This window comes from Pseudoxanthomonas composti (assembly GCF_004122095.1).
Taxonomy (GTDB): Bacteria; Pseudomonadota; Gammaproteobacteria; order Xanthomonadales; family Xanthomonadaceae; genus Pseudoxanthomonas_A; species Pseudoxanthomonas_A composti.
Genome location: NZ_SAWZ01000005.1, coordinates 110646 through 122616, shown reverse-complemented (window position 1 = coordinate 122616; position 11971 = coordinate 110646). Strand labels below are relative to the sequence as shown.

General features: G+C 65.2%; 7 protein-coding genes and 8 tRNA genes. 10 read left to right on the top strand and 5 right to left on the bottom strand.

The features are described 5' to 3' along the window. Positions 1-31 precede the first annotated feature (31 nt). Positions 32-117 (bottom strand) — tRNA-Leu (locus tag EPA99_RS10775). Between the two features lie 169 nt (positions 118-286). On the opposite strand from EPA99_RS10775, the gene EPA99_RS10770 reads away from it, so the two are divergent. Further along, entirely contained in the window at positions 287-1777 is a 1491-nt protein-coding gene (locus tag EPA99_RS10770; protein WP_129471229.1) for a GGDEF domain-containing protein, read from the top strand. Between the two features lie 174 nt (positions 1778-1951). On the opposite strand, the gene EPA99_RS10765 is transcribed toward EPA99_RS10770, so the two are convergent. From EPA99_RS10765 to EPA99_RS10750, 4 genes are all read right to left on the bottom strand, one after another. Further along, a tRNA-Lys gene (locus tag EPA99_RS10765) sits at positions 1952-2027 on the bottom strand. Between the two features lie 64 nt (positions 2028-2091). Further along, positions 2092-2168, bottom strand: a tRNA-His gene (locus EPA99_RS10760). A gap of 36 nt (positions 2169-2204) precedes the next feature. Next, positions 2205-2281, bottom strand: a tRNA-Arg gene (locus tag EPA99_RS10755). A gap of 36 nt (positions 2282-2317) precedes the next feature. Next, positions 2318-2394: transfer RNA gene (locus tag EPA99_RS10750), tRNA-Pro, on the bottom strand. Positions 2395-2644: 250 nt separating this feature from the next. On the opposite strand from EPA99_RS10750, the gene tig reads away from it, so the two are divergent. From tig to EPA99_RS10705, 9 genes are all read left to right on the top strand, one after another. Further along, positions 2645-3937 carry a trigger factor gene (tig, locus tag EPA99_RS10745; RefSeq protein WP_129471228.1) on the top strand — a complete coding sequence of 431 codons (1293 nt, stop codon included), beginning with the start codon at positions 2645-2647 and terminating at the stop codon, positions 3935-3937. A gap of 43 nt (positions 3938-3980) precedes the next feature. Then, complete coding sequence (gene clpP, locus EPA99_RS10740; protein ID WP_129471227.1) at positions 3981-4607, top strand: ATP-dependent Clp endopeptidase proteolytic subunit ClpP; 627 nt, start codon at positions 3981-3983, stop codon at positions 4605-4607. Between the two features lie 197 nt (positions 4608-4804). After that, on the top strand, positions 4805-6091 hold the full coding sequence (gene clpX, locus EPA99_RS10735) for an ATP-dependent Clp protease ATP-binding subunit ClpX (RefSeq protein ID WP_129471226.1): 1287 nt from the start codon (positions 4805-4807) through the stop codon (positions 6089-6091). Positions 6092-6210: 119 nt separating this feature from the next. Further along, complete coding sequence (lon, locus tag EPA99_RS10730) at positions 6211-8667, top strand: endopeptidase La (RefSeq protein WP_129471225.1); 2457 nt, start codon at positions 6211-6213, stop codon at positions 8665-8667. Positions 8668-8878: 211 nt separating this feature from the next. Then, positions 8879-9151, top strand: a complete 273-nt coding sequence (locus tag EPA99_RS10725; protein WP_129471224.1) for an HU family DNA-binding protein — start codon at positions 8879-8881, stop codon at positions 9149-9151. Positions 9152-9162: 11 nt separating this feature from the next. Continuing rightward, positions 9163-9237, top strand: a tRNA-Val gene (locus tag EPA99_RS10720). A 27-nt stretch (positions 9238-9264) separates the two neighbouring features. Next, positions 9265-9341: transfer RNA gene (locus EPA99_RS10715), tRNA-Asp, on the top strand. A gap of 89 nt (positions 9342-9430) precedes the next feature. Then, positions 9431-9507, top strand: a tRNA-Asp gene (locus tag EPA99_RS10710). 131 nt (positions 9508-9638) lie between these two features. Further along, positions 9639-11618: a SurA N-terminal domain-containing protein gene (locus tag EPA99_RS10705; protein ID WP_129471223.1), complete on the top strand. Its 1980-nt coding sequence runs from the start codon at positions 9639-9641 to the stop codon at positions 11616-11618. Positions 11619-11971 lie beyond the last annotated feature (353 nt).

Below are 11971 nucleotides of genomic sequence, written 5' to 3'. Positions count from 1 at the left end.
GTGCGGGGTGCGGCGAACCGACGGTCAGCGATGGTGCGAAAGGGGGGACTCGAACCCCCACGGGGGTTACCCGCTGGAACCTAAATCCAGTGCGTCTACCAATTCCGCCACTTTCGCAAGGTCGGCGCATTCTACCGGCAGCCGCACGCCGTGCCCATGGGCGTGATTCAATGGACCTGGGCGATACGGCCTTCGACCAGAGTCAGTGCCGGCGTATGGATTCCATTGGCTACGAGCATCGGGCAGCGTCTGACGCGTCCCGACCCTCCATCGAGCTTGTGGATCGATGACGGACCGGTCGCAGCGGCAGGCCCCGCGCCTGCTCCCCATCCTGCTGCAAGCCTTCGTGCTGGCCGTCTGCCTGGCCTTCGTCGCCACCGAGGCGTGGCGGCTGGCCGACAGCCACCGGCAGGCCGAGGCCGGCGCCGAGCAGGACATGTCCAACCTGGCCAAGTCCGTCTCCCGCCAGGCAGCCGACTCGCTTCTGTTGGCCGATGGCGTGTTGACGGGTGTGGTCGATCGCCTGGAAACCTTCGGTGTCCAGCCCGTGGGGGAGTTGAACGCGTTTCTGGCCGAGGAGGTCGAGCGTTCCTCGCGCATCCGCGGCCTGTTCGTCTACGGCGCCGATGGTCGGTGGCTGGCCTCCTCGCTGCGAACGATGCCGGCGGGCCAGAACAACCAGGATCGGCTGTACTTTCGTCATCACCAGCGCTTCGATGACGGGCGTTCCTACCTAGGCCCGCCGATCCAGAGCCGTTCGGACGGGCGTTGGATCATCACCCTGAGCCGGCGTTACGAGGACGCCGACGGGCGTTTCGCAGGCGTGGTGCTGGCCAGCATCGAGGCGCAGTACTTCGCCGACTTCTACGCGGACTTCGATCTCGGGCACCAAGGCGTGATCGCGCTGGTCGGCCAGGACGGCGTGATCTACGCACGCTCGCCCGACAACGAAGGCAACGTTGGCCGCTCGCTCGCGGCGACGGACCTGTTCCGCCGTATTCGTGGGCATCACGACGGGCTGTTGGCTTACCGTTCGCCGGTGGATCAGATCGAGCGCCTGAGCAGCTTCCGGCGCGTGGACGGTTTTCCCCTGATGGTGATCGCCGCCGAGTCGCGCAATGAGGTGCTCGCTGCCTGGCGCAAAGCGGCTTGGGTGCACGGGACCCTGACCCTGGTCTCGGTCCTGCTGTGCGTGGTCCTGGGCACCTGGCTGGCGCGCCAGTTGCGCCTGCGCGAGCTGGCCGAGTCGCGCATGGCGCAACTGGCCCGCACCGACAGCCTGACCGGGCTGGCCAATCGGCGCGCGTTCGAGGAAGTCCTGGAGAACGAATGGGCGCGCGCGGCGCGGCAGGGCACCTCGATCGGCCTGCTGATGATCGACGTCGACGACTTCAAGAGTTTCAACGACACCTATGGCCATCAGGCCGGCGACCTGTGTCTCAAGCGCGTGGCCGAAGCCGTCCGCCAATGCGCACGTCGTCCCGCCGATACGCCGGCGCGTTACGGCGGCGAGGAGATGGCGCTGATCCTGCCGGGCATCGATCTTCAAGGCCTGGGCGAGATGGCCGAAAGCGTGCGCCTGGCGGTGCTGGCGCTTGCCGTCCCGCATATGGAAAGCCGCACCGGACGCTTCCTCTCGGTGAGCATCGGCGCCTCGCTGACCCACCCGCGCAGCCGTGAGGATGCCGAGGCGCGCGACCAGCTCATCCGCGCAGCCGACGACGCGCTCTACGACGCCAAGGCCGCCGGCCGCAACCGCGTGGCGCTCGCGCGATAAGACGCGGCTTTGCCAGCTGAGCGAACGCAGTTGCTTCGCGCGCTACGGGCTTCATCAGGCCTGGCACTTCGTCGTCAGAATCGGTGCGCGCGGCCCGACGGACAAACGAAACGCGCCAACGGAATCGCGCATAGAAAAACAGCCGCCTGGCTTTCGCTAAGCGGCTGTTCTATTTGGTGGGCCGTCAAGGATTCGAACCTTGGACCTATTGATTAAGAGTCAACTGCTCTACCAACTGAGCTAACGGCCCCGAAACTGGTCGCACAGTATATGCGATTTTTTCGGTACTGCAACATCTTTCGATGTGCAGAGGGTGGGGTGGCTGAGGGGACTCGAACCCCCGACATCTGGAATCACAATCCAGTACTCTAACCAACTGAGCTACAGCCACCACATGACACAACCAACTTCCAGCCAAGGCACCTGATGGCGCGCCCGGCAGGAATCGAACCTGCAACCGCCGGCTTAGAAGGCCGGTGCTCTATCCAGTTGAGCTACGGGCGCTCGACCGGGTTTCGCTTGCAGCGCATCGAGGCGGGATGGTCGGGGTAGAGGGATTCGAACCCCCGACATCCTGCTCCCAAAGCAGGCGCGCTACCAGACTGCGCTATACCCCGGAGTTGCAGGAACCCGCCTTGCGGCGACCTTGCGGGACAGCGGGTGCCCCGAAAGGACGGCTATTGTCTGGACGCAGGTGGTGGCTGTCAACGAAAAATTATCCGGCGGCTGGAACCTGTGCAGGGAATCGGCCAAACTATCGCGTTCCGCGAGGTGCCTACGGCTGGGGTCGATGGCGCTTCGCGTTTCCCCGGGTCCACCACAACCGTCGCAGCACAGGCCGTGCTGGGGCAGCAGGAGTCAGTGAGTATGCAAGTTTCGGTCGAATCGATCGGCAATCTCGAGCGCCGCATGAGTTTCACCCTGCCGGCCGAACGCCTGGACACCCACGTGGGTGGCCGCATGCGCGAACTGGCCCGCACCACGCGCATCAAGGGCTTCCGCCCAGGCAAGGTGCCCGCCAAGGTGATCGAGCAGCGGTTCGGCAAGCAGGTGCGCGCCGAGGCGCTCAACGGCCTGCTGCGCGAGACCTTCGATTCGGCCGTGCGCGACAACGCCCTGCAGATCGCCGGCCAGCCGCGCCTGGAGCCGGTGGGCGAGGGCGAGCTGGAGTGGGTGGCCACGTTTGAGGTGGTGCCGGAATTCGGCGACCTGGACATGACCAAGCTGCAGGTCGTGCGGCATACGGCCGAGGTCACCGACGCCGACATCGATCAGATGATCGAGAACCTGCGCTTGCAGCGTCGCAGCTTCCGTACCGTGGAGCGTGCCGCCGCTGAAGGCGACCGCGTCGCGCTGGAGACCTGGTCGCAGGCTGGCGAGGAGCGCCTGCCGGCCGAGGGCGCCGAGAAGGGCGCCACCCTGATCGGCTCGGGTGTGATGTTCCCGGAGATCGAAAAGGCCCTGGTCGGCATGTCCAAGGGCGAGGAAAAGACCATCGAGGTCGAGTTCCCCGCCGATTGGCGTGTGCCGCAGCTGGCCGGTCGCAAGGCCACCGTGCACCTGAAGGTCACCGAGGTGTCCGAGTCGCACATGCCGGAGGTGGACAAGGAGTTCATCAAGAGCTTCGGCGTCAAGAGCGGCGACGCCGAGCAGTTCCGCAAGGACATCCGCACCAACCTGGAGCGTGAGCTCAAGGGCGCGCTGATGAACCGCCTGCGCCGCGAAGTGGGCGAGCAGCTGATCGCCAACTATGCCCAGGTCGAGATGCCGCCGCGCTTGGTCGAGGCCGAGGCCCGCAACATGCTGGGCCAGCAGATCGAGCAGGCCCGCCGTGCCGGCCAGAACCCGCAGGTGCCGGACAACGCCCACGAAGGCTTCATGGATGCCGCCCGCAAGCGCGTCCTGGTCGGCCTGCTGGTCGGCGAGGTGGCCCGCAAGAACGAGCTGCGCCTGGACCCGAAGCGTCTCAACGAGACCATGCGCCTGATCGCCTCGACCTACGAAGAGCCGGAACAGGTCATTGAGTTGTACCGCAACGACCCCCAACTCATGAGCGGGTTGCAGGCCCGGGTGATGGAAGAGCAGGTGATCGACTGGATCGCCGAGCGCGCCCAGCACACCGAGCAGGCGCTATCCTTCCAGGAAGCCATCCGCAATTGAGTCGGGCGCCGGCGTGGGTCGGGGCCAAGTATCGGAAAACAGCATGAGCATCCAAACCAAAGCCCTGAACCTGGTCCCCATGGTGGTCGAGCAGACCAGCCGTGGGGAGCGGGCGTACGACATCTACTCGCGCCTGCTCAAGGAGCGGGTGATCTTCCTGGTCGGTCCGGTCGACGACAACGTGGCCAACGTCATCGTGGCGCAGATGCTGTTCCTGGAAGCGGAGAATCCGGAAAAGGACATCAGCTTCTACATCAACTCGCCCGGCGGCGTGGTCACGGCCGGCATGGCCATCTACGACACCATGCAGTACATCAAGCCGGCCGTGAGCACCATCTGCGTCGGCCAGGCGGCCAGCATGGGCGCCTTGCTGCTGGCGGCCGGCGAGGCGGGCAAGCGCTACGCCCTGCCGAACTCGCGGGTGATGATCCACCAGCCGCTGGGCGGCTTCCAGGGCCAGGCCACGGACATCGACATCCACGCCCGCGAGATCCTGACCCTGCGCCACCGCCTGAACGAGATCCTGGCCAAGCACACCGGCCAGTCGCTGGAGACGATCGCGCGCGATACCGAGCGCGACAACTTCAAGAGCGCGGTGGATGCGCAGGCCTACGGCCTGGTCGACCAGGTGCTCGAGCGCCGCGCCGACGACACCATCCAGTCCGCCTGAGCGCCCTGGCAAGAACCTTGCATGGTTTCAACCTTGCATGCCCCGCGGGGCGGCCCTGGCCGTCCCGTGGTCCACTGGTACGCGGCATTGGCCGCGGTTTGCAGCGTTTCGCCGGTGCACGGCGAGGGGCGGCAACCGGTGCTATTCTCGAAATCGCGTGCCCCCGTCAGCGGGCAGAGTAATTGGGTAACCGAAGCATGAGCGAAGAACGTCAAGGCCGTTCCGGCGATAGCAACAAGATCCTGTACTGCTCGTTCTGCGGCAAAAGCCAGCATGAAGTCCGCAAGCTGATCGCCGGCCCCAGCGTGTTCATCTGCGATGAGTGCGTGGAGCTTTGCAACGACATCATCCGCGAGGAGCTCGAGGAGAAGGCCCAGTCGGCGCGCAGCTCGCTGCCCAAGCCGCGCGAGATCCTGGAAGTGCTGGACCAGTACGTGATCGGGCAGCAGCGCGCCAAGCGCACGCTGGCCGTGGCCGTGTACAACCACTACAAGCGCATCGAGAGCCGGCAGAAGAGCGATGACGTCGAGCTGGCCAAGTCCAACATCCTGCTGGCCGGCCCGACCGGTTCGGGCAAGACGCTGCTGGCCGAGACCCTGGCCCGGCTGCTCAACGTGCCGTTCACCATCGCCGATGCCACCACGCTGACCGAAGCCGGTTACGTGGGCGAGGATGTGGAGAACATCATCCAGAAGCTGCTGCAGAAGTGCGACTACGACGTCGACAAGGCGCAGCAGGGCATCGTGTACATCGATGAGATCGACAAGATCTCACGCAAGAGCGAGAATCCGTCGATCACCCGCGACGTGTCCGGCGAAGGCGTGCAGCAGGCGCTGCTGAAGCTGATCGAAGGCACGGTGGCTTCGGTGCCGCCGCAGGGCGGTCGCAAGCATCCGCAGCAGGAATTCCTGCAGGTGGACACCAAGAACATCCTGTTCATCTGCGGTGGCGCGTTTGCCGGCTTGGACAAGATCATCCAGGCCCGTTCGACCGATGCCAGCGGAATTGGCTTCGGCGCCAAGGTGAAGTCCTCGGAGAAGAAGCCGGAGATGGGCAAGGTGCTGTCCGAGGTCGAGCCGGAGGACCTGATCAAGTTCGGTCTGATCCCGGAGTTCGTCGGCCGCCTGCCGGTGGTCGCGACGCTGGAAGAGCTGGACGAGCCGGCCCTGGTGAAGATCCTGACCGAGCCGAAGAACGCCATCACCAAGCAGTTCAAGCGTCTGTTCGACATGGAAGGGGTGGAGCTGGAGTTCCGCGCCGATGCGCTGTCGGCCATCGCCCGCAAGGCGCTCAAGCGCAAGACCGGCGCCCGTGGCCTGCGCACCATCGTCGAATCGGTGCTGCTGGATACGATGTACGACCTGCCTTCGCTGGAGAATGTGGTGAAGGTGGTGGTGGACGAGTCGGTGATCGAACATAAATCCGAGCCCTATCTCATCTATCAGAATCCGCCGGCGCAGCAGAAGGCCGCAGGTTCGGAGTGAGCCCGTAAGCGATTGATTCGAATGGGGTTTCAGGTTCCGACTTGCAAGCCCGCCACGATGGCCCCATAACGGGGCCATTGTTGTTTTCCAGCCCCCGCAAATCTCCCAGGACCCCCGCAATGGCCCGAAGCCAAACTGAAACCTACGATCTGCCGGTCCTGCCCCTGCGCGACGTGGTCGTGTTCCCGCACATGGTCATCCCCCTGTTCGTCGGGCGCGACAAGTCCATGCGCGCCTTGGAGCAGGCCATGGAAGCGGACAAGCGCATCCTGCTGCTCGCCCAGAAGTCGGCCGATACCGACGACCCGGCCGCCTCGGACCTGTATGCGGTGGGCACGCTGGCGCAGGTGCTGCAGCTGCTAAAGCTGCCCGATGGCACGATCAAGGTGCTGGTGGAGGGCATGTCGCGCGTGCGCGTATCCGACATTAGCGAGCGCGATGGCGCGCTGGCCGGCCATGGCGAGGAGGTCGAGTCAGTCGAGGGTCGGGAGGACCGCGAGATCGAGGCGGTGGCCCGCTCGCTGATGAGCCTGTTCGAGCAGTACGTCAAGACCAACCGCAAGCTGCCGCCCGAGCTGCTGCAAACCCTGTCGGGCATCGATGAACCCAGCCGCCTGGCCGACACCATCGCCGCGCATTTGGGCGCGCGCCTGTCGGACAAGCAGCGCCTGCTGGAAACCTTCGAGGTGGGCGAGCGCCTGGAGCTGCTGGTCGGCTTCGTCGATGGCGAGATCGACGTGCAGCAGATGGAAAAGCGCATCCGCGGCCGGGTGAAGTCGCAGATGGAGAAGTCCCAGCGCGAGTACTACCTCAACGAGCAGATGAAGGCGATCCAGAAGGAGCTGGGTGAGCTGGACGATGCGCCCAACGAGCTGGAAGACCTGGCGCGCAAGATCGCCGAAGCCGGCATGCCCAAAGCCATCGAGACCAAGGCCAAGGCCGAGCTCAACAAGCTCAAGCAGATGTCGCCGATGTCCGCCGAGGCGGCAGTGGTGCGCAATTACCTGGACTGGATCCTGGGCGTGCCGTGGAAGAAGCGCAGCAAGGTGCGCAAGGACCTGAAGGTCGCGCAGGACACGTTGGATGCCGACCACTACGGCCTGGACAAGGTCAAGGAGCGCATCCTGGAGTACCTGGCGGTGCAGTCGCGCGTGAACAAGATGAAGGCGCCGATCCTGTGTCTGGTTGGGCCGCCGGGCGTGGGCAAGACCTCGCTGGGCCAGTCCATCGCCAAGGCGACCAACCGCAAGTTCGTGCGTATGGCGCTGGGCGGCGTGCGCGACGAAGCCGAGATCCGCGGCCACCGCCGCACCTACGTCGGCTCGATGCCGGGCCGCATCGTGCAGAACCTCAACAAGGCGGGGATGAAGAACCCGCTGTTCGTGCTGGACGAGATCGACAAGATGTCGATGGACTTCCGTGGAGATCCGTCCTCGGCGCTGCTGGAGGTGCTCGACCCCGAGCAGAACCACGCGTTCAACGACCACTACCTGGAAGTCGACCTGGACCTGTCGGAGGTGATGTTCATCGCCACCTCCAACTCGCTCAACATCCCCGGCCCGCTGCTGGACCGCATGGAAGTCATCCGCATCCCGGGCTACACCGAGGATGAGAAGCTCAACATCGCCGCGCGCTACCTGGTGCCCAAGCAGCTCAAGGCCAACGGCCTGAAGCCGGAGGAGCTGAAGATCGAGGCCGGTGCGATCCGCGACATCGTGCGCTATTACACGCGCGAGTCCGGCGTGCGCAACCTGGAGCGCGAGATCGCGCGCATCTGCCGCAAGGTGGTGAAGGAGCTGGCGCTGGGTGGCCCGCAGGCGGTTGCCAAGAAGGGCAAGAAGTCCTCGGCGGTGGTGGTCAACGAGAAGAACCTTGAGAAGTACCAGGGCGTGCGCCGCTTCGACTTCGGCCGTGCCGAGGAGCAGAACGAGATCGGCCTGGTGACCGGCCTGGCCTGGACCGAGGTCGGCGGCGACCTGCTGCAGATCGAGGTCACGCTGGTCCCGGGCAAGGGCGGCATGACCCTGACCGGTCAGCTTGGCAACGTGATGAAGGAATCGGCATCGGCCGCGTTGTCGGTGGTGCGTGCGCGCGCCGAGAGCCTGGGCATCGACACCGAGTTCCTGCAGAAGCAGGACGTGCATCTGCATGTACCCGATGGCGCCACGCCCAAGGACGGCCCCAGCGCGGGTATCGCCATGGTCACCGCGCTGGTGTCCACGCTGACGCGCAATCCGGTCAAGGCCGAGGTGGCGATGACTGGCGAGATCACGCTGCGTGGTCGCGTCTCGGCCATCGGTGGTCTCAAGGAAAAGCTGCTGGCCGCCATGCGTGGTGGCATCACCACCGTGATCATCCCCGAGGAGAACCGCAAGGACCTGGCGGACATCCCCGAGAACGTCACCAGAGGCATGAAGATCGTCCCGGTGAAGTGGATCGACGAGGTGCTGGACCTGGCGCTGGAGCGACCCCTCACGCCGGCCAGCGGCGCGGCGAATGTCGGCGGCAAGCAGGCGAAGAAATCGCCAGTGCGGCGCGCGTCCAAGACGTCCGTACCGCCGGATGTCAAGCACTGAATCGCTGCTGCGTCGCAATGAAAAACGCCTGAAAACCCGCATAAATGCTAGGGTTTCGGCTTGCCTGGCAGGTGTGGCGCTGGTATAAAAGCCGCACCTGCAAAGCGCGCAGAACAAGCGTTTTCACGGTTTCCTCAGACCGGCCACATCGCGGCGTCCCAGCCCGGCCGGCCACTCATTCCGCGGTGTTCACCGCACAGGGAGTTACTAGATGAACAAATCCGAATTGACCGACGCCGTTGCCTCCGCAGCCGACCTGAGCAAGGCTGATGCCGCACGCGCCGTCGACGCCGTGGTGGCCAGCATCACCTCGGCGCTGAAGTCCGGCGACAGCGTCACCATCGTGGGCTTCGGTACCTTCCAGGTGCGTGGCCGCGCTGCCCGTACCGGCCGCAACCCGAAGACCGGCGGCACCATCGAAATCCCGGCCTCGAAGAATCCTGCGTTCAAGGCTGGTAAAGCGCTGAAAGACGCCGTAAACTAATCGACTCGCTAGGGTGCTTAGCTCAGCGGTAGAGCGTCTCCTTTACACGGAGAGGGTCGGGGGTTCGAAACCCTCAGCACCCACCAAAGCACCACAGCAAAGGTTTCAAGCGCGGAGTGGTAGTTCAGTCGGTTAGAATGCTGGCCTGTCACGCCGGAGGTCGCGGGTTCGAGTCCCGTCCACTCCGCCAGTTGTCCAGAAGCCCCCGAGCGATTGGGGGCTTTGCTTTCCCAACCGTGGGAATGCCTGTTTCAAGGTTGTCCAAGTGTTTGCAAGCGCGGAGTGGTAGTTCAGTCGGTTAGAATGCTGGCCTGTCACGCCGGAGGTCGCGGGTTCGAGTCCCGTCCACTCCGCCAGTTGTTCGAAAGCTCCGCCTCGGCGGAGCTTTTTTTTGGCCGATTTTCCCTGCAAGGCACGGCCTGGGCCAATGCGCATGCGGCTGCACGCGGTTAGACTGTGCGGCTAACTCCATGGCGCTGCTAACCCCATGCTGCAAACACTCCGCGACAAGACCTCGGGCTGGATCGCCACGCTGATCCTGGGCCTGCTGATCATTCCCTTCGCCTTCGTCGGCGTGAACGAGTACATGGGCGGCGGCGGCGACGTGCCAGCCGCACGGGTCAAGGCGCCGCCGTCGTGGTGGTCTTCCGCGCCTGCGTTCTGGCCGGTGTCGATGCTGTGGCAGCACGCCGATGTCACCACCAAGGACTTCAAGGATGCGTTCGAGCAGCAGCGCATCCAGCAGCGCCAGCAGCAGGGCGATGGTTTCGACGCGCGTCAGTTCGAGTCGGCCGACAACAAGCGCGCGGTGCTTGAGCAACTGGTCAACCGCAAGGTGCTGGAACTGGCGGCCACGCGTGCCGGCGTGACCATCAGCGACGCGGCCGTGCGTGCGGCCATCGCCTCCGAGCCGGTGTTCCAGGTGGGTGGCAAGTTCGATGGCGCGCGCTATGCGCAGGTGCTGTCCTCGCAGGTGCCGCCGATCAAGCCGAGCGAGTTCGAGCGGCAGCAGCGCGACGGGCTGCAGGTGAGCCTTATTCCCACGGCGCTGGACCAGTCCGAGTTCGTTACGCCCAAGGCCATGGACCAGCTGTTCCAGCTGCTGGGCGAGACCCGCGACATCAGCATCGCCGCGCTGGATCCGCCGATCCTGGAACAGAAGCCGCTGACCGATGCGGAAGTGAAGCAGTGGTACGACGCGCACCAGGCCGATTTCCGTCAGCCCGAGCAGGTCAAGATCGAGTACGTGGAGATCGATGGCAACGCGCTGGCCGCGGCGCAGACGCCGGATGAGGCCGCCTTGCGCAAGCGCTACGAGGACGAGAAGTCCCGTTTCATGGCGCCGGAACAGCGCCTGGCATCGCACATCCTGATCACCGTGCCCGAAGGCGCCGACGCGGCCGCGCAGAAGGCGGCCGAGGACAAGGCCAAGGCGCTGACCGAACAGGCCAATGCGCCGGGCGCGGACTTCGCTGCATTGGCCAAGGCCAACTCGCAGGACCCCGGCTCCAAGGACACCGGCGGCGACCTGGGTTGGGTGGACCGGGGCATGATGGTCAAGCCCTTCGAGGACGCGCTGTTCTCGATGCAGCCGGGTGAGATCCGCGGCCCGGTCAAGACCGACTTCGGTTACCACGTGCTGAAGCTGCGTGAGCAGCGCGGTGGCGGGCAGACCAAGTCCTTCGAGCAGGTCCGCGAGGAGCTGGTCAAGGAAGAGCGCGCGGCCGCGGCCGAGCGCGCCTACAGCGATACGGCCGGCAAGCTGGTCAACGAAGTGCTGAAGAATCCGACCTCGCTGTCCGATGCGGCCGCGGCGGTGAATCTCAAGGTACAGACGCTGGGCCCGTTCTCGCGTGGCGACGCGCAAGGCATCGCCGGGGTGCCGGCGGTGCAGCGTGCCGCTTTCTCCGAGGCCCTGATCCAGGACGGCACGGCCAGCGACCCGATCGAGATCGGGCCGCAGCACAGCGTGGTGATCCGGGTGCTGCAGCACACCGACGAGCAGGCCCGTCCGCTGGCGCAGGTCAAGCCGCAGGTCGAGGCGGCCATCCGCAACGACCGCGCCAAGAAGGCCGCGGCCGAGGCGGCGCAGAAGGTGCTGGCGCGCGTGCAGAAGGGCGAGTCCCTGCAGGACGTGGCCAAGGCCGAGAACTTCCAGGTCAACGAGCTGCCGGGCTTGCCGCGTGGCGCGCCGGTGCCGTCGCCGGCCGGCAACGCCGCGGTCTTCGCCGCACCGGCGCCGAAGGACGGCAAGCCTTCGGCCGGCAAGGTGGCCCTGGATGATGGCCGCTATGCGGTGTTCACGGTCAACAAGGTCACGCCGGGCAAGACCGACGAGATCCCGGAAGCGCAGCGCGTGCAGTTCGGCCAGCAGATCGCGCGCCTGCAGGGCAATGCGGTGGTCGAGCAATACATCAAGACGATGCGCGAAGGCTTCAAGATCGAAGTGCATGAGGACCGCCTGTAATCGCAGGCGGTTGAGATCGAAGAAGTTCGGAAGTGGCTTGAAGCTGCGCACTTGAGCCACCTTGCTCCGAGTGTGCGGGCTGCCAGGCCGGGATGACTCGCGGCGACGGTGGATGAAGACGCGTCATCCGACAGCGTAGGGTGGACAACGCGAAGCTTGTCCACCGAGGCGGCGCGGCGGATGAGCCTGGGGCGGCGCTGGTCCTTGTTGTTTGTTTCGCGGCGATGGTGGATGGAAGATCGCCATCCACCCTACGCGTGTCACGCGTTGTTCGTTTCGTGGCGATGGTGGATGGAGAAGCGTCATCCACCCTACGGATGTCGCGTGTTGTTTGTTTCGCGGTGATGGTGGAT

Coding starts and splice junctions, on each gene's coding strand:
- EPA99_RS10770 (WP_129471229.1), top strand. CDS start 287: ATGACGGACCGGTCGCAGCGGCAGGCCCCGCGCCTGCTCCCCATCCTG.
- tig (WP_129471228.1), top strand. CDS start 2,645: ATGCAAGTTTCGGTCGAATCGATCGGCAATCTCGAGCGCCGCATGAGT.
- clpP (WP_129471227.1), top strand. CDS start 3,981: ATGAGCATCCAAACCAAAGCCCTGAACCTGGTCCCCATGGTGGTCGAG.
- clpX (WP_129471226.1), top strand. CDS start 4,805: ATGAGCGAAGAACGTCAAGGCCGTTCCGGCGATAGCAACAAGATCCTG.
- lon (WP_129471225.1), top strand. CDS start 6,211: ATGGCCCGAAGCCAAACTGAAACCTACGATCTGCCGGTCCTGCCCCTG.
- EPA99_RS10725 (WP_129471224.1), top strand. CDS start 8,879: ATGAACAAATCCGAATTGACCGACGCCGTTGCCTCCGCAGCCGACCTG.
- EPA99_RS10705 (WP_129471223.1), top strand. CDS start 9,639: ATGCTGCAAACACTCCGCGACAAGACCTCGGGCTGGATCGCCACGCTG.